The sequence below is a fragment of the Phycisphaeraceae bacterium genome (assembly GCA_020851465.1).
In the GTDB taxonomy this organism is placed as follows: Bacteria; Planctomycetota; Phycisphaerae; order Phycisphaerales; family Phycisphaeraceae; genus JADZCR01.
On the sequence record JADZCR010000017.1, the window covers coordinates 141,448 to 157,189 of the forward strand.

Consider the following 15,742-nt stretch of genomic DNA (forward strand, 5'->3'; position numbering starts at 1 on the left):
CGGAGGCCCCGCGGTGTTGTCCGGACGGCTCCTCTCCGCGACTTTTATCGACCGAAAACCGGGAAAACTTGAGAGGTGTGTCTGTGGTTATCACGCGAAATTCACATGAAAAACAGCATTTTCAGGCAATGCGGCTGCAGAGTCTGGTTGTCGGGAAGCGAGAGGCGATTTCGGTTCAGTCGTGACGCAGCGCAATGATCGGGTCCTGCTTGGAAGCCATGTAAGCAGGGTAGAGGCCGAATGTGATCCCCACTGCCGTCGCCACGATGAAGCTGACGATGACAGAAAGCCCGACGATTTCCGGGCGAGGCTGCCACCAGAGTCCCAGCACGCGCGCCAGAGTCACACCCGCGCCGATGCCGATAAGTCCCGCAATCGCCGACAGCATGGTCGTTTCCGCCAGAAACTGCGCCTGAATGTGTCGTCGTGTCGCGCCGACGGCTCGACGAATGCCGATTTCCCGTGTCCGCTCCGTCACTGTCGCAAGCATGATGTTCATGATTCCGATCCCGCCCACGAGCAGACTGATGGCTGCAATGGCGATCATCATGTAATTGAAATTGCGCTGTGTCCGCGCTTTCTGCTCAAGCAGCTCGATCGGCACGGTGAGCGTGGTATCACCCGTCTTTCCATGCCGCGCATCAAGCACCAGCGCGATCTGCTGGGCGACAGCGGGAACCTGATCCTGATCGGGCACCTCGATGTACAGGGCGTCAAGCTCGACCTGTCGGATCTCAGTGCCGCCGGTCGAAAAGTTGTTGACTATATCGCTGAAGCGTTGCTGAGCGACCGGCAGGGGGATGTGTGCGTCGAAGTTCAGGTCTCGCCCGACAAGCGTTGTCCCCGCGCCGCCCGCCAGACCGACACGCTGAAGCACGCCCACGACACGGAAGGCCTGCCCCTCGATCCGCACCGTGCCCAGCAGCGGATCGCTCAAAGGGAACAGTCGTTCAGCCACCTCCGCGCCCAGCACGACGACAGGCTCGCTCGTGTCGTCAGCGGTGAGGTATCTGCCCCGTGCGATGCGTAATGAGGTCAAGTCGAGCAACTCCGGCAGCGTGCCGTAAACCGCGGCCGGCGTGCGCAGCGCGCCGAGTGTCAGCGATGTCGAAACCTGTTTGAGCGGAATAATCCGTCGGATCGGGTGGACAGTCGCCTCGATTTGCCGCAGGTCAGCGCGCTTGAGGCCATAAATCATCAAGTTTCGTCTCGCATTGGTACCGCTGGACGTTTTCATATCCGCCGGTTTGACGGAGCGGGCGATGATGTTGTTGGCGCCGAGTCGTTCGATGTCTGCCAGCGCCTGCCGCTTATTTCCCTCACCGATGGCGGTCATGGCGATCACCGCCGCGACGCCGCAGATGATGCCCAGCGCGGTAAGAAAAGCGCGCAGCTTGTGCAGCGCGATGTTGCGCAGACCCAGACGGAGTGTTTCAAGCAGAAAAGTCATAGCCGGTAAGACCCGTAGCAGGCTCCGATCATTGAATGTCTCATGGTCGAAACAATCTAACTCACGAGACCGGCGGTCGTGCGGGATCCTCATCGATCGGGCTGCCGTCCGCATTCGTTGGTCGGACCTGGACGACCTCATCGTGCGGGATCAGAATGCCGTCAACGATGTATCCATTCGGCACGATTTCCTCAACGCGGTGAAAACAACGATCCGTCGCACGTCGAATAGCGATGCGAGGATTGAGGTCATCGTTTTCCTGTGATTCTTTCAACACTTCATACCATAGCCAGTGCCCCGCAGATTCACGCAGGGCGACGTAATTTAATACAGCGTTTTCAATCCGTACTCTTTCCGCAGCGTTTCGATCTGCGCCTTGATCTGTTTTTCCTGCGGCTCACCCTGACGGATCAGCTCGCTGTAAAGGTGGTGGAGTTTCCAGAACGCCCACTCTTCCGCGATTTGTTTCGAGCCGTGGGCGGCTTCTTTGAGGTCTCGCGTGAAGGTGAAGTCCAGCGGCTTGTCTCCGTTATGGCCGCTCAGCCGCATCGTGAACTGCCGGTAATCGTGAAAGCGACCGAAGATTGCGAAACTTTCCCCCTGATGGATGTTGGGCACATTGCGCGGAAAAACCTCGTCGTTATCGAGGCCGGCCACCGCGAGCTTGATGTCCTTCATGATCGGGTATCGCAGTCTGCTCATCAGGTCGCGGATGACGTTCGCAGCCTGCAACTCAGAGTCAGCATAGACACAGAATCCGCGGTTGCGGTAGGCGAGGAACTCCAGCAGCGTGCGATTTTGTCGGGGTCCGACTCCGACACAGTAGATGCTGGCCGCCAGATCGTTGTCGCGTGTGATGAGGTTGATTAATTCTCGCGTGTTCATCACGCCGCGCGTCGGCACGCCGTCGGAGATCAGCACGAGATCATAGACACGATTGACCGCCACATCGCGCACCATGAGGCGTGAGAGAGCCTGATTCACGTCGGTGTAACCGCCGGACTGCGCGGATTTGAGAAACTCCTGAGCAGCCGTGACGGTTTGGGCGTTATAGGGCTGGATGCTGTCAGCGTTGAAAAAGGCGGGCTTGTCGGAAAACAGCACGATGTTGAACCGATCGCCTTCGTTGAGTGAGGAGAGCGCATCCGTGACGCCGCGTGTCACCGGACCGACCCACTCCTGCGGAACGCTGCCCGATACGTCGATGAGGATGACAACATCACGGGGCAGCGTGTGAAGTTTTTTCAGCGTGCGTTTGGGAGTGATATCCACGCGAGCGTAGGGAGCGGCATTTTTTGTCTCGAAAACCGTCACGGCATATTCAAAGTCGTCGTCGAGGTGTTCAGCTTCGGGGAGCTTGTTTTCGGGTAGGGGTGGAAGAGGCGTCAGGGGTAGGACGACGGGTGGCCGCAGCGTGGCGCCGCCGCCAGTACCTGCACCGGGGCCGCCGCCGCCGCGAGAGCCGGGCTTGTCAGCGATGGCGGTGCGACCAAGGTTTGCGCTGGCGGGAGCGCCGCCGACCCCTGTTCCACTGCCTGATCCGCCGCCGAGTCCGGTGCCTTTGGTCAGGCCCGCCAGCATTTCACCGGCTTCGCTGGCAGCGATGCTGCCGCCTCGTGATCCGGTGCCGGTTCCTTCACCCTTGAACTCAATCTCCATGCCGGGTCCAGCGGGAAGCCGGGTGTTGACCACATCGGGCAGAGCAACCGGCGGTGCGGAGGCGTTGCTGTTACCGCCGACAGGTCCAGGCCGTATCTCCGCGGGCCGTCGCCACTCATTACCGCCTACGACCGCCGCTCCCTGTCCCCCCGAAGGCTCCAGCGAGGCGTTACCGAGCATGGTGGAACTGGTCTTGGCGAGCGTTGAAGCTGTGCCGATACCGCTGGACGCGCCAGGCCCCGTTGCCTGTTCCCCAGGATTGAACGGCACGTTGAAATCTTCAGCGATCAGATCACGATCCGCCCGCTGAACGCGGTATTCCTCCACAATCTCCGAATCAAAAACCTCACGGCCAAGCGTCTTGTCATACAAGTACCAAAGCATCAGGCCGTGCAGCATCAAGCTGAGAATGGTGGCGATGAGGATCGCCCGTCCCTCATGTGCGCCGGCGACAGACTCTTTAGGCGGTGTCCGGTTGGCGGGTAAGGTGAAGTCGGTCATGGGTCAGTTCCGCCAAAAGTACGCGAGCAAACTCGGATGCAATCTCAAACAAGTCGTCAGGATGTCCGCCGTTTCGAGAACCGGAGCCGCCAATTTTTCTCGACCAGTCGTCGAACAACGTCAGGGTCTGATCAACGCATCATGGCGGCGAGAGTGCTTTGAGTCGGCGCGTCACCTTTTCTGAGAGCCTGGGGTCCAGTTGCTGTTCGCGGAGCTTCTTGAGGAGAAAATCCGCGTCACCTGCCTTGCCCTGATGCAGAGCAATCATCGCCTTGGCGTACGAAGCATAGGAGCTGTCGGGAAACTTCTCGGTCAGCTCCGCCAGAGCTTTATCGCCTTCATCCTTGCGGCCAAGATCATCCAGAGTTTCGGCGCGGTTGATGTACGCCAGTTCAGGAACCGGTGAAAGCTGAGGAAACGCAAAAAGTAAGCCCACGCGGTAGTAGAGTTTCTGCGCTTCCTCAAGCTCGGCGACGGCGGCGGGGCCTTCGTCATTTTGCTTGAGTGCGATCGCTTTTTGCCGGTGAATTTCCGCGCTCTCGTAAGTCGCCGACGCAGGGATGATCGTTGGCCGCTCGACATTGATCAGGCTGCGATACTCCGTCAGTGCTTCATCGAGCTTGTTCTGCGTCACCAGGGTGCGCGCCAGCTCAAGCCGGGCGTGGGACTCAAAGCCCTGCTGCATGGCAATGACTCGGCGAAAAGCATCAAGAGCACCGGCGATATCGCCGTTCTCCCGCAGGTTGCGTCCTCCGAGCACGAGAGCCTCGGCGCGGATCGCAGGCGGAGCGGTCGATTTCGAGTCGATCAGCAACGCCAGATATTTCAAGGACTCTTTGGGTTGCTTCTGATTCGTCTGCCACTGACCCAGCCACAGCAATTCATCGGGACGCAAGGCACTGGTGCCGACGAGCTTTTCCAGCGCGGTCAATGTCACGGCGGCGGCTGCGATGCTCTTGTCGTCCGTCTTTTGCCGCTGGTACTGACCCATGAGCCGCAGAGCGTTGGCCTTCATGGGGGAAGGAAAATCTTTCGCATCGGCACTGGCTTGCAGATCCGCCATCGCGTCGTCGGACTTTTGTTTGGCGACCAGAATCAATCCACGGTAGTAACGCGCTTCGGTGAGAAAACGACTTTGCGGATGCTTCGTCAGGAGCTGATTGAATTGATCGAGTGCAGCATCGAGCTTGTTGAGTTTCACCAGCGACATCGCCCGCAGATACATCGCTTCCTGTTCGATCAGCGGTGCGATGCCCGCCGTTTGCAAGACACCCGCGGCGGCGGACTCGGCCTGATCGAGCTTGCCCAGCTTGTCCCAAAGGTTGGCCAACCTTAACCCGATCACCGCGGCCTGCGCGGTGTCGGCCTTTCCCGCAGCGGTGCCCAGATAAGACTTGTAATCGTCGATGGCAGCCTGAGTCTGTCCTGCGTTGTCGTAAAGACGGGCACGCTGGAAAACCGCACGCGCGTAGTCGGGCTTATCCGGGCCTTGATTGACCAGCGAGGTCAAGCGCGCCGCTCCGGCTGCGGGATCGCTGGCACCCTGTGTCGTCGCCAGCAGCATCTCGGCGTCAGGCACCAAAGGCGATTTAGGAAAGGTGCTCGAAAAATTCGTCAGCGTCTGCACAACGTCAGCGGGCTTATTCAACTCAACCTGCGCCAGAGCGAGCTTGTATGTCACCTTGTCGCGCAGCTCTGATTCTCCGCCCTGAGCCAGCAGTGATTGAAAGGTCTCCGCGGCTTTGTCGTTCTGCTTTAATTCCAGTTGCGCGGAACCGACCAGATATCGAGCGGTGTAAAGATCATTGCCCTGGATCGGTGAGCCGCTGGCGACAGTCAGCTTGAACTGATCGGCAGTCTTGAGCAACTCGTCAAACTGCTTGGCGGAAAAGCGCGACCAGAGCAGGCCGAGCACCGCCGGCCCGAACTGCGGCGTACTCTGGTGGCCGGTGACGATCGCGTTGAAGTATTCGATGGCCTTGGGAAACTGCCCGCTCTTGAGGCTCAGATCGCCTGCCATCATCAGCGCGCCGGGCAGTGTAAGTTTGTCGGCATTGGCGACAGCCTGCGCGAGCGTAGCCTGGGCGTCGGCGACTTTGTCCATTTCAATCTGCACCTGCGCGGCTTCGAGCAGAGCACGACCCTTGAGCGGCGATTCGACGCCGGCGGCGGCGATCAGAGCTTTGGCGGCTCCGGGCAGATTCCCCGCGCCTCGATAGGCCAGACCCGTCAGATAGAGCGTCGTGGCTTTCGATGCTGCGTCGAGCGAGTCGAGCTTGATCTTTTCCAGCGTGGCGACCGCTTCGTCGTACCGCTCCCGGGAGATCGCAATCTGTCCGCGCAACTGCAACACCGTGTGTTCCGGAACGAGCGAGGGCGGCGGATCGGTTGCGGCAGCAAGCAGTCGAGCGGCACCTTCGTTGTCGCCTGCTCGCTGTGCAAGCACAGCCTGATAAAAACGCGCATCGCTTCGGCGCGAATCGTCCGGGTATGACTTGAGAAAATCATCAAACGCTTCGGCTGCGAGTTTGTCTTCGCCGCGCTGAAGCAGACGATAGGCAAAGATGAACTGCTGCTGCGCTTCGACATTTTCAGCGTAAAGCGGCAGCGACAGCAGAGACGACGCAAGCAGAGCGACGAATAGCAACGATCGCGTAAAGACATTCTGCGGACGGCCGGGAAACAGCGAGCATCCTTGGGGTCGGTCGCTGACGTTCTCGGCAGCGTGCGGTTGCGGCTTCCCCGGCTTGGAACCATTCTGCGGTGATCGGCAAGTGGTTATTGCCATCAATTCCCCACTTCCGCCTTGGGCTTGATTGTTCCCAGCGAGACATCCTTGAGTCCAGCTTTGTACGCCAGGTCCATGACTTTGACGGTCATCCCCAGGCGGCTTTCACGGTCAGCACGGATGACGACGGACTCGTTGGGGTAGAGTTGCGCCAGTTCACCGAGCTTCGGCAGCAGGGACTCCGGAGTGTAAAGACGATCACCGAGGAAGATTTGTTCATCGCGGGTGACCGTCACGACGATTTGTGTGCGTCCGCCGCCACCCGCCTTGGCGGCCTCCTGGGTGGGCAGCGATACGTTGATCTGCCGGTCATCGTCACGGAAGGCAGCGATCGTGATGAAAAAGGTAAGAATCAAAAACAGCACGTCCACCATGGTCGTCGGCGGACGCCAGCCGTAGTTGGTCTCTTCAGGCGGGCCGGCAAAGCTCATGACTGACCTCGCTTGATGTAGTCGGTGATGCTGTGAACGATCTGTTCAGCGTCAGACAAGGCGCGGAGTGCGCGGGACTTGATGATCGAGTGGAAGACGACAGCCATGATCGCGACGATCAGACCAAAGAACGTCGCGGTCATCGCGCCGCCGATGGATTGTGCCAGCACTTTGGAACTGACGCTGGCCGACTCACGATTGATACCGAAAAACGCCTGGAGCATTCCCAGCACGGTTCCCAGCAGGCCGAGCATGGGCGCGATGCTGGAGAGATCGATCAGGTAGCTGATGTGATTCCAGAGGATGGCGGCGCGGCGGTTGCCTTCCGATTCGATGATGTTCATCAGATGTGAAGCGTCACGGTTCGCGTTTTCAAAGCAGCGTTGCAGGATGCTGGCGGTGAAGATCTGCCGATTGTTGCGGCAGAGATGTGCCGCCTGCTCGTACTGCTTGGCTACGGCGAGCTTGGTTACATCATCCACAAAGGTCTGCGGTGCCAGCGCGCTGCTGTTAATCGTCAGCAGGTAGTAGATGAATATCACCACGGTAACGACGCTGAGGCAGACGATGATCGTGTTGATCACCGGGCTGGTCATGTAGAGGTCCGCCAGCGAGGGCAGCTCGCCGCGGATCGGGCTGGTGGTGCCGACCCCGGCAGGCGTGCCGGGCGTGGCACCCGTGGGTGTGCCCTGTGCCCAGAGCATGGCTCCACCTATGAGGACGATGATGGCAACCCAGATCATTCTCAGAAAAGAGAGAGGGCTTCGGCCGGCCGGTCGCGTCAACATGCAAGGCTCCCTGTTCCCGCCACAGCGTCCGGAAGGCGGCAGCGGCGGGCAATGGTGCAGGATTTGGGACAATTCTAGAGGGAATGGCGCCGTAAGTCAGGGTCGGTTGCGGACCGCCCCTTTAATTCCATTCGCGGATTGGCAGTGCGAAATCGTACCAGCAAAGCATCGGATCAATCCTTAAACTCCCCGTCATGAAAATCGGCATTATCGGCGGCAGCGGGTTGGGAGATGCGCTCGGACTTGAGCAGGGCGAAGCGCATCGCATCGAGACATCATTCGGCCCGCCCTCCGGTCCCATCGTCGCAGCCCGCTGGCAGGATGTGGATATTTTTCTGCTTCAACGCCACGGTGCGGGACACCTGCTTAGCCCCACTCAAGTGCCGTACCGAGCGAACATCTACGCGATGAAGTCGCTGGGCGTAACGCATATCGTCGCCAGTGGTGCGACCGGCTCGCTGCGGGATGAGTTCAGGCCGGGTGATGTGGTGATCGCGGATCAGGTGATCGACAAGACCACACAGCGTGCCAACACGTTCTATGAAAAGGCGGCTGTCCATGTCGAGTTCTCGGAACCGTTCTGTCCGGTGATGCGTGAGTGGCTGCTGCGCGCCCGGCTGCGGTTGTCGTCGGATTTTGTTGTCCACGAGAAGGGAACCTACGTGTGTATGGAGGGGCCTGCATTTTCGACACGCGCTGAGTCGCACCTTCATCGGATGTGGGGCGGCGATCTGATCGGCATGACCTGCATGCCTGAGGCGAAACTAGCGCGTGAAGCGGAGATCGCCTACGCACTGGTGGCATTACCCACGGACTATGACTGCTGGAAGCCGCACCCGCCCGGCGTTTCGCAGACGGAACTTCTCAAAGAGATCATCGGCAACCTCAAACTCGCTTCCTCACGCGGGATTGAACTGATCAAGGCAGCGCTGGCGGATCTCTCGATCCTGCGGAACAAACCGACTCCAGCCCATGAATCGCTCAAGCTGGCGATCTGGAGCGATAAGTCACGGATCGACCGCGCGGAGATCGAACGGCTGCGCGTGCTGTGGGGGAAATATTTTTGAGGTGAAGTAACCGGGACCGCGGAACGCACGCACTGGCGAGGGCAAACAGGTCGGGGAAATATCACGTGGCGGGAGACGGGCCGTTGCCGCTGTTACCGGGTGTCGGGTTGTCGTTTTGTCGGGCTTTCTGGTCGGCGAGTTCTCGGCGGTTGATCTGGGTGTCGCGTGGAAAGTCGAAAGAAAGGCGAACCTTGTCGCCGTGGATATCCACAACGCGGATGACGCCCAGCGGATTCCGCGGGTCGCCGATCACAATTTCTTCTCCAACGCGCCGGGTCAGGGCAAGCATGCTGCGTTCCTTCGCTGGTGACGAATCGGCCCGATGGACTCCCCAAAGCCAAAAAAATAGCGCACCGGCTGCTTACCGGACCTTTATCATCCACGACATGTCAGGAAAACGGTTGATCGCCGAATCTGGAAAGGATTGAGTTATTCACATCACCAGCCATGCACGTAGAGGGCGGGTGAGTCGTTAATGCACCTGCTCGACACCTGTGATTTCGGGCACTTTTTCACGGATGTTGCGTTCGATACCCATGTGCAGAGTCATCTGGCTCGACGGGCACCCGACGCAAGCCCCGTGGAGGCGGATGCGGGCGATGCCTTCCTTGGTGATCTCGACCAGCTCGACATCGCCGCCATCAGATTGAACCGCGGGGCGGATGCGGCTGATGACGTGAGCCACGCGCTGATAGACGGTGGCCTCGGTGGGAGGGGCGGAAGAAGCGGGGGTAGCTGGTGTCGCAGGGGTCTGACTCATGAAGTCATAATAAGCAGCCAGAGAGTGTCGCGGCAAGCCGCTGCGATAAATAATGAAGGGTGATTTACAGGTCGGCAGGCCGCTGCACGGGATGTATTGAAGATTGACTTGTTTTGGGGTCGCTGCTAGGCTGTTCCCCGCTCTGACGGTCGCGGAGCCTCCTCGCGTCGTCGGCGGCAAGCCTTGTTTATCGGTAAGGCGGTACTGAGGCGCGGATTGGTGAAGTGCCGATTCGTCGTCTGTTTTTGATCGATGGACCGGGGTTAGTGGACGAATGGGGGCGGTGGGTGGTTCGGGTTTCGAGGCGCGGGTCGCAAGTGGACGATAAGTCTCACCCAGACCGGTCACGCGAGGCCGTTACCGTTTTCGCCACCCTAGCTCAGTGGTAGAGCACTCCCTTGGTAAGGGAGAGGTCGTGGGTTCAAATCCCATGGGTGGCTTTGGAAGATCAAGGCCGAAGACAGGAGTGAACGATCGCCGGATACGCAAAGGCAATGTGATAGATCGGATGGTCACCGGATCGACTCTGCGGGTGTTTGCTGCGGTTTTGAACTTTGCGGTGAGTGCATCTAGAATTGCCGTTTCGCCCGCGTTGGGCGGGACGTTTCCCTCGAAAGCGTAACGTTAGAGGTTGGTAATTTTTAAGGATCGGGTCGGCCAAGCCGGCCCCCAAATGGCCTGACAGGCGGAGGTTAGTTTCATGGCAAAGGGTGTATTTGAACGTACAAAACCGCACGTGAACGTCGGCACGATCGGCCACGTTGACCACGGCAAGACCACGACGACCGCGGCGATCACCGCTGTCCAGGCCGCCAAGGGCCTGGCGGAGTTCAAGCCGTATGACCAGGTCGCCAAGGCGTCCGAAAAGGAAGGCCGCCGCGATCCGACCAAGATCCTCACCATCGCCACGTCGCACGTGGAATACTCCACTGAAAAGCGTCACTACGCTCACGTGGACTGCCCCGGCCACGCCGACTACGTCAAGAACATGATCACCGGCGCCGCCCAGATGGACGGTGCGATCCTCGTGGTGTCGGCCGCCGACGGCCCGATGCCCCAGACTCGCGAGCACGTGTTGCTGGCGCGTCAGGTCAACGTGCCTGCCCTCGTCGTCTTCCTTAACAAGGTTGACCTCGTGGACGACCCGGAGCTTCTCGAGCTCGTTGAGCTGGAAATCCGTGAACTGCTGAACAAGTACCAGTTCCCCGGCGACACCGTTCCGATCATCAAGGGCTCTGCGATCGCTGCTCTGCAGAACCCGAAAGACCCCGAAAAGTCCAAGTGCATCACTGAGTTGATGAACGCCATCGACTCGGCGATTCCTGAGCCTGTCCGCGAAATCGATAAGCCCTTCCTCATGAGCGTCGAAGACGTCTTCTCGATCAAGGGTCGCGGTACCGTGGGTACCGGTCGTATCGAGCGCGGTGTGGTCAAGGTCGGCGATACCGTTGAAATCGTCGGTTTGCGTCCGAGCAAGACCACCACGGTCACGGGTGTCGAGATGTTCAACAAGACGCTTGATCAGGGTCAGGCCGGCGACAACGTCGGTGCGCTCCTGCGTGGTGTTGAAAAGGATGACTTGGAGCGCGGTCAGGTGCTCTGTAAGCCCGGCTCGATCAAGCCGCACACCAAATTCCAGGGCGAGATTTACGTGCTCACCAAGGAAGAGGGCGGTCGTCACTCGCCGTTCTTCAGCGGTTACAAGCCGCAGTTCTTCTTCCGCACGTCGGACATCACCGGCTCGATCAAGCTCCTCGGCGGAGCCGAGATGTGCATGCCCGGCGACAACGTGCAGATGGAGATCGATCTGGGTGATAAGCCCATCGCAATGGAAGAGGGCGTTCGTTTCGCCGTCCGCGAAGGCGGCCGCACCGTCGGTGCGGGCGTTGTGACCAAGATCATCGAGTAAGCCGTTTCGATTCCGAAAAACCACGGCGCGTCCGCTTCATGCGGACGCGTCTTTATGAAGACTGCGAGCAGGTTCCATGGCCAAGAAATCCGATGCCGTCGAGTACGTTTGGCTTCAGTGCAGCGAGTGCGACGATTTGAACTATCGCACGCCGGTGAACGTCAAGGGTGGCATGCCCGAAAAGCTCAAAGCGGGTATGAAAAAGTACTGCCCCCGCTCCCGCACGCACACGCTGCATAAGATCAAGCGTAAGTAATGGTAGATCGCTGACTGTCGAGGGGGCGTCATTTTTCAACAGATGATCGATCCTCGGCAGTCGAAAGTCTCCGCTACGGGAGTAGCTCAATTGGCAGAGCAGCCGTCTCCAAAGCGGCAGGTTGCGGGTTCGACTCCCTCCTCCCGTGTTTTAAGGAACTTTGGATTGGTCACTGGCGATTGAGGCGTTTCACCCCTTTCGTCGTTTGCGTCAACCATCCGTAACCAGCAATACTCATGGCTCTTACTATCTACAAACCCGGTCAAGGCTACTGGACCCGCATGCTTAGTGCTGTGGGACTGGCTACTCTCCTGCTTGCGGGCATTGGCTGGGTGTGGCGTGAGCTTGAAGTTATCCAGGGCGAAAATCGCATCTACATCCAGGCGGGAGTTGCCGTCGGCCTGCTGGTGGTGTTAGGCGCGCTGTCCTACTATTTGCTCAATAAACCTCGCGTGGTCGATTTCATGATCGCGACCGAGGCCGAGATGCGCAAGGTCAACTGGCCCAGCCGCCGTGAAGTCATCGGATCGACCTGGGTGGTCGTCTGCGGCACGTTGATGATGGCAGTGCTCCTGCTGGTTGTTGACGTCTTCTTCGTGTGGTTCTTTACCAAGATTTATGTGCTGGTTCCCACGAGCTGAGGTTGGCTCGAGTATTCCCTTATGTCGGACCCCATAGGACCGTCTCTCATGGCCGAAGAACTCCAGGACCAGATCGGTCCCGATGAACCGATGATCACGCCGGGCATGAACTGGTTCGTGCTCCGTGTCGCGTCGAACAAGGAAGACTCTGTTCGCAACACGCTCCTGCGCAAGATCAAGATCGAAAACTTCACCCATCTGGTCAATCGCATCCTCGTCCCGACCGAGAAGACCAAGACCATCAAGGCACGCAAACAGAAGATCACGCTCAAGAAGCTCTACCCAGGCTACGTCTTTGTCGAGATGAAGCTTGAGGACGACGGCCGCATTCCGCAGGACGTCTTCTTTCTCATCAAAGAGACAACCGGTGTAGGTGACTTCATTGGCACCGCCGGCCGCCCCAGCCCGATGAGCGTCCCCGAAATCGAAAAGATGCTCGCCGCCAGCAAGGCTCCCGACGAGAAACAGGCCGAAGTCAAGATGGAGTATCAGAAGGGCGACCACATCAAGATCAAGGAAGGCCCCTTCGAAAACATGGAAGGCACCGTGGACGAACTGCTGCCCGCGCAGGGTAAAGTCCGCGTGATTGTCACCATCTTCGGCCGCGCTACTCCCGTCGAGCTTGAACACTGGCTTCTCGAACGCGCCGACGAATAGCCGAGATGTACGCACTCTCTGCGGGATAAGCCAGCGGTCTTTCCGTCGAGCTTACAGGTCGAGATTCAACAGGTAGTACTTCTGCCCGACATCAGTCGGCGTGTACTCCTTGATGTCCTCCGGTTCTGTACCTTCGAAGAACGGCTTCCAGTATTCCACGAGCCGTCGAAAAACCCGCTCTCGCGCGCCGGCATCATCGGGAAGTGTGACCACAAACAGCGCGGTCATCTCACCCGGCTGTTTCGTCAGGTCGCTCAGATCACTGATGTCCACCGCGTGTACAGCTGGCGCGCCGGCATCGTATAGCGCGTTGAATAGATCACGCAGTTGCTGTTTATCGCCGCTCCAGAGGACATGATGCGTATGCTTCGGATCGAGCCACTCGCGTGCTTCCGCGACTTTGCCTTTCTCGTTGATCAGATCGAGACAATTTTTGTCTGCGCTGGCTATCTCGGCGGATGAGTTTTTCCCGCCTTGGGTCACAGTTGATGATGTTGTGTTGGAGCTTCCGCTGGATGCGCCGGGTTGTGCATCACCGCAGCCCGTCGCAGTAAGAAATCCGGCGACCGCCAGGATCGTGAAAAATCTCATGATGAATTTCCTCGGAAGATAGGAATTTTTTGATCGTCATTCACGGACACTGGGCACGAACAACCGGCAGACCTCGCTATTGTCGTCCCACATGTCCAGTTCCCGCAATAGTGTTTGGGCCATCACGCGGTGCCCCAGGTCGCTGGGGTGGATCGCATCACTGAGCCAGTACCAGAGGTAGCCGCCTTGCCACGCGGTCCAGTGATCGACGAGCGCACATTGCGCCTCGCGGGCGATGTCACGGATCGCTTCGACGTAAGGCGGCAGGTTAACCGAGTGGACTTCATCGGTAGCCAGGACGCCATTGGGCGTGTGCAGGATGACCGCTGCGCCGGCTGCGTGCAGTTGTGCGACGACCTCGCAATAGGTCTTGTGAAAGACAGCTAATCCATCCTTCCCGCCGCGGCAGTCGTTCATGCCGAAATTGAGCGAAACCACACCCGGTCGGTAACGCAGGCAACTCCACTCGATGTCAGGCTTAAATCCCGCGATGGTCCATCCGCTGATGCCGGTCTTGATGACTGCGTCACGGGTTCGCCGCAATTCCCATCGCACCCGCTCGGAGAAGTGTTCGGAATAGTCGCGGGCACCGAACGTATGCTTTGCCCCATGTGTGATGCTGTCGCCCGTGAAGACCCACGTAACGGGTTCCGGACGCTTGAGTAGATTGGTAATGCGATTATGGTCAGCGGATTTCATAGGTCGAAGTGTAATGGCGGCAGAATGGTCGTGCTGACCCCGGACTGCAACGCGAGCTTAGGTTTATTTCCGTCTTCGAGGTTGCTTCTGGAAGGCTGTCTGTCCCTGCACTTCCCACTCGACGGCGGTGGTGTACCCGCAATCCACGATCAGCGATGTACCCGTGACTCCGGCGGAATCTTCACACGAAAAATAGAGCACCGATTTGGCGATGTCGTGCGGCGTGAGCGCGATCCCCATGGGTACCCGCTTGAGCCGCGCAGCCAGTGCCGCCTCCGGATCCGGTGCTTTGCTCAGGTGATAACGCAGCATGGGCGTATCAGTGATGCCGGGACATATGCAGTTGCACCGCACGCCGTCGGCGGCGTAGTCCACTGCGATCGATCGTGAGAGCTGGAGTACCGCCCCCTTTGAGGTGGTGTATGCGGGTGTCTGTGATTGCGCGATGAAGCTGCCGATGGAGCCGATGTTCACGACGTATCCGCGACCAGCCTTGCGCAGATGCGCGATGCCGTGTTTTACGGAAAAAAAAATGGATTTGACGTTGATATTCATGAGAAGGTCCCACTCCTTCTCCGTGTAGTCATGCAACATGCCTACGTGGACGACCCCCGCGCAGTTGACGATGATGTCGAGCCTGCCAAACTCCTTGACGGTGCGCAAAATGGATGACTTGACCTGTGCTTCGCTCGTCACGTTGCACTTGATAAAGAGAGCTTGACCGCCTCGATCCCTGATCCGTCGGACGACCTCTTTGCCGGACTGTTCCTGAATATCGATGACCGCTACGGCTGCCCCTTCCTGTGCGAGCAATTCACACACAGCCTCGCCCATCCCCGACGCCCCGCCCGTGACCCACGCGACTTTTCCCTCAACACGGTTACCCATAAGCGTATTTCCCAGGATAGAAGGGCATGGTACGTCCCGGCCCGCACACTTCAAACGTATCCCCGTGACTGAAGGACATAGCTATCCATGAGGAAGATGTTTTACTTGAGCACTTTTCGGACATAGGCCCGCGTGGTCGGGTTGGCGAATTGATCAACAAGCTGTTTGCCGGTGATGCCGGGATTTTCCTTGCGAAGAGTCTGGACGCGAGTCGGCCCCATGTGATACGCCGCCACCACCAGATGCGGATCGCCGTTGAATCGATCGAACAACCGTTGAAGATAGGTTGTGCCGATGAGGATGTTGTAGGAAGGATCAAAGAGATCCCCGCGCGGGATCTTGAGGATTTTCAAGGCATCCGTTTCAGCGTCTGCGCGGACCTGCATCAAGCCGTAGGCCTCTTTGTTGGAGACAGCTTTGGGATCGCCGCCGCTCTCCTCACGGATCACCGAACGGATGAAGGAAACTTCGAGTCCGGTGCGGCGTGCGTTGGCTTCGATCTGGGGCATGTAGCGGTCGATGCGCTTCTGAATGCTCCGCTCGTGGATCACCTCCGCTTCCTTCCACGTGAGCAGAGCCACGAGAATCGTCAGAAGCAGCACGAGGATCAGCCGCTTCATTCGGCTATGGGCGTCCTGGTGTTTCACCACCGACTAT

17 protein-coding genes and 2 tRNA genes are annotated in these 15,742 nt (G+C 58.7%); 7 read left to right on the forward strand and 12 right to left on the reverse strand.

What is annotated here, in order from left to right; translation table 11 throughout:
• Nucleotides 1-175: 175 nt before the first annotated feature.
• The 6 genes from IT444_13330 to IT444_13355 form a co-directional block, all read right to left on the reverse strand.
• A complete protein-coding gene (locus tag IT444_13330; GenBank protein MCC7193752.1) occupies nucleotides 176-1,450 on the reverse strand; it encodes an ABC transporter permease in 1,275 nt (424 codons plus the stop codon).
• Between the two features lie 61 nt (nucleotides 1,451-1,511).
• The gene (locus IT444_13335) at nucleotides 1,512-1,724 is read right to left on the reverse strand and encodes a hypothetical protein (GenBank protein ID MCC7193753.1); all 213 of its coding nucleotides are present in this window, start codon (nucleotides 1,722-1,724) and stop codon (nucleotides 1,512-1,514) included.
• Nucleotides 1,725-1,774: 50 nt separating this feature from the next.
• The gene (locus tag IT444_13340) at nucleotides 1,775-3,610 is read right to left on the reverse strand and encodes a VWA domain-containing protein (protein ID MCC7193754.1); all 1,836 of its coding nucleotides are present in this window, start codon (nucleotides 3,608-3,610) and stop codon (nucleotides 1,775-1,777) included.
• A gap of 139 nt (nucleotides 3,611-3,749) precedes the next feature.
• A complete protein-coding gene (locus tag IT444_13345) occupies nucleotides 3,750-6,398 on the reverse strand; it encodes a tetratricopeptide repeat protein (protein MCC7193755.1) in 2,649 nt (882 codons plus the stop codon).
• The gene (locus tag IT444_13350) at nucleotides 6,398-6,829 is read right to left on the reverse strand and encodes a biopolymer transporter ExbD (protein MCC7193756.1); all 432 of its coding nucleotides are present in this window, start codon (nucleotides 6,827-6,829) and stop codon (nucleotides 6,398-6,400) included. Before IT444_13350 ends, IT444_13345 begins: the two co-directional genes overlap by 1 nt.
• Nucleotides 6,826-7,617, reverse strand: a complete 792-nt coding sequence (locus tag IT444_13355; protein ID MCC7193757.1) for a MotA/TolQ/ExbB proton channel family protein — start codon at nucleotides 7,615-7,617, stop codon at nucleotides 6,826-6,828. The genes IT444_13350 and IT444_13355 overlap by 4 nt, the downstream gene beginning before the upstream one ends.
• A gap of 194 nt (nucleotides 7,618-7,811) precedes the next feature.
• On the opposite strand from IT444_13355, the gene mtnP reads away from it, so the two are divergent.
• Complete coding sequence (mtnP, locus tag IT444_13360) at nucleotides 7,812-8,684, forward strand: S-methyl-5'-thioadenosine phosphorylase (GenBank protein ID MCC7193758.1); 873 nt, start codon at nucleotides 7,812-7,814, stop codon at nucleotides 8,682-8,684.
• Nucleotides 8,685-8,745: 61 nt separating this feature from the next.
• Here mtnP and IT444_13365 read toward each other — a convergent pair whose 3' ends face one another.
• Together IT444_13365 and IT444_13370 are read right to left on the reverse strand one after the other, a co-directional pair.
• Complete coding sequence (locus IT444_13365) at nucleotides 8,746-8,973, reverse strand: carbon storage regulator (protein MCC7193759.1); 228 nt, start codon at nucleotides 8,971-8,973, stop codon at nucleotides 8,746-8,748.
• Nucleotides 8,974-9,156: 183 nt separating this feature from the next.
• Nucleotides 9,157-9,444 carry a NifU family protein gene (locus IT444_13370; GenBank protein ID MCC7193760.1) on the reverse strand — a complete coding sequence of 96 codons (288 nt, stop codon included), beginning with the start codon at nucleotides 9,442-9,444 and terminating at the stop codon, nucleotides 9,157-9,159.
• A 368-nt stretch (nucleotides 9,445-9,812) separates the two neighbouring features.
• On the opposite strand from IT444_13370, the gene IT444_13375 reads away from it, so the two are divergent.
• The 6 genes from IT444_13375 (at nucleotide 9,813) to nusG (ending at nucleotide 12,907) form a co-directional block, all read left to right on the forward strand.
• Nucleotides 9,813-9,884, forward strand: a tRNA-Thr gene (locus IT444_13375).
• A 260-nt stretch (nucleotides 9,885-10,144) separates the two neighbouring features.
• On the forward strand, nucleotides 10,145-11,353 hold the full coding sequence (tuf, locus tag IT444_13380; GenBank protein MCC7193761.1) for an elongation factor Tu: 1,209 nt from the start codon (nucleotides 10,145-10,147) through the stop codon (nucleotides 11,351-11,353).
• A 76-nt stretch (nucleotides 11,354-11,429) separates the two neighbouring features.
• Complete coding sequence (gene rpmG / locus IT444_13385; protein MCC7193762.1) at nucleotides 11,430-11,609, forward strand: 50S ribosomal protein L33; 180 nt, start codon at nucleotides 11,430-11,432, stop codon at nucleotides 11,607-11,609.
• A 75-nt stretch (nucleotides 11,610-11,684) separates the two neighbouring features.
• Nucleotides 11,685-11,757 (forward strand) — tRNA-Trp (locus IT444_13390).
• Between the two features lie 88 nt (nucleotides 11,758-11,845).
• On the forward strand, nucleotides 11,846-12,250 hold the full coding sequence (gene secE / locus IT444_13395; GenBank protein MCC7193763.1) for a preprotein translocase subunit SecE: 405 nt from the start codon (nucleotides 11,846-11,848) through the stop codon (nucleotides 12,248-12,250).
• Nucleotides 12,251-12,271: 21 nt separating this feature from the next.
• Complete coding sequence (gene nusG, locus IT444_13400; GenBank protein ID MCC7193764.1) at nucleotides 12,272-12,907, forward strand: transcription termination/antitermination factor NusG; 636 nt, start codon at nucleotides 12,272-12,274, stop codon at nucleotides 12,905-12,907.
• Nucleotides 12,908-12,958: 51 nt separating this feature from the next.
• Here the strand turns inward: nusG and IT444_13405 are convergent, their stop codons facing one another.
• From IT444_13405 to IT444_13420, 4 genes are all read right to left on the reverse strand, one after another.
• Nucleotides 12,959-13,498 (reverse strand): hypothetical protein, encoded by a 540-nt coding sequence (locus IT444_13405; GenBank protein ID MCC7193765.1) that lies wholly within the window; start codon nucleotides 13,496-13,498, stop codon nucleotides 12,959-12,961.
• Between the two features lie 36 nt (nucleotides 13,499-13,534).
• Nucleotides 13,535-14,197, reverse strand: a complete 663-nt coding sequence (locus IT444_13410; protein MCC7193766.1) for an SGNH/GDSL hydrolase family protein — start codon at nucleotides 14,195-14,197, stop codon at nucleotides 13,535-13,537.
• A gap of 63 nt (nucleotides 14,198-14,260) precedes the next feature.
• Entirely contained in the window at nucleotides 14,261-15,085 is an 825-nt protein-coding gene (locus IT444_13415; protein ID MCC7193767.1) for an SDR family oxidoreductase, read from the reverse strand.
• Nucleotides 15,086-15,186: 101 nt separating this feature from the next.
• Nucleotides 15,187-15,732, reverse strand: a complete 546-nt coding sequence (locus tag IT444_13420) for a lytic transglycosylase domain-containing protein (GenBank protein ID MCC7193768.1) — start codon at nucleotides 15,730-15,732, stop codon at nucleotides 15,187-15,189.
• Nucleotides 15,733-15,742: the final 10 nt, after the last annotated feature.

Bases quoted from the DNA above. Each gene is read 5' to 3' on its own strand.
- IT444_13405 (MCC7193765.1), bottom strand. From the start codon at position 13,498: ATGAGATTTTTCACGATCCTGGCGGTCGCCGGATTTCTTACTGCGACG.
- IT444_13355 (MCC7193757.1), bottom strand. From the start codon at position 7,617: ATGTTGACGCGACCGGCCGGCCGAAGCCCTCTCTCTTTTCTGAGAATG.
- IT444_13410 (MCC7193766.1), bottom strand. From the start codon at position 14,197: ATGAAATCCGCTGACCATAATCGCATTACCAATCTACTCAAGCGTCCG.
- IT444_13340 (MCC7193754.1), bottom strand. From the start codon at position 3,610: ATGACCGACTTCACCTTACCCGCCAACCGGACACCGCCTAAAGAGTCT.
- nusG (MCC7193764.1), top strand. From the start codon at position 12,272: ATGTCGGACCCCATAGGACCGTCTCTCATGGCCGAAGAACTCCAGGAC.
- IT444_13370 (MCC7193760.1), bottom strand. From the start codon at position 9,444: ATGAGTCAGACCCCTGCGACACCAGCTACCCCCGCTTCTTCCGCCCCT.
- secE (MCC7193763.1), top strand. From the start codon at position 11,846: ATGGCTCTTACTATCTACAAACCCGGTCAAGGCTACTGGACCCGCATG.
- mtnP (MCC7193758.1), top strand. From the start codon at position 7,812: ATGAAAATCGGCATTATCGGCGGCAGCGGGTTGGGAGATGCGCTCGGA.
- IT444_13350 (MCC7193756.1), bottom strand. From the start codon at position 6,829: ATGAGCTTTGCCGGCCCGCCTGAAGAGACCAACTACGGCTGGCGTCCG.
- tuf (MCC7193761.1), top strand. From the start codon at position 10,145: ATGGCAAAGGGTGTATTTGAACGTACAAAACCGCACGTGAACGTCGGC.
- rpmG (MCC7193762.1), top strand. From the start codon at position 11,430: ATGGCCAAGAAATCCGATGCCGTCGAGTACGTTTGGCTTCAGTGCAGC.
- IT444_13415 (MCC7193767.1), bottom strand. From the start codon at position 15,085: ATGGGTAACCGTGTTGAGGGAAAAGTCGCGTGGGTCACGGGCGGGGCG.
- IT444_13330 (MCC7193752.1), bottom strand. From the start codon at position 1,450: ATGACTTTTCTGCTTGAAACACTCCGTCTGGGTCTGCGCAACATCGCG.
- IT444_13365 (MCC7193759.1), bottom strand. From the start codon at position 8,973: ATGCTTGCCCTGACCCGGCGCGTTGGAGAAGAAATTGTGATCGGCGAC.
- IT444_13345 (MCC7193755.1), bottom strand. From the start codon at position 6,398: ATGGCAATAACCACTTGCCGATCACCGCAGAATGGTTCCAAGCCGGGG.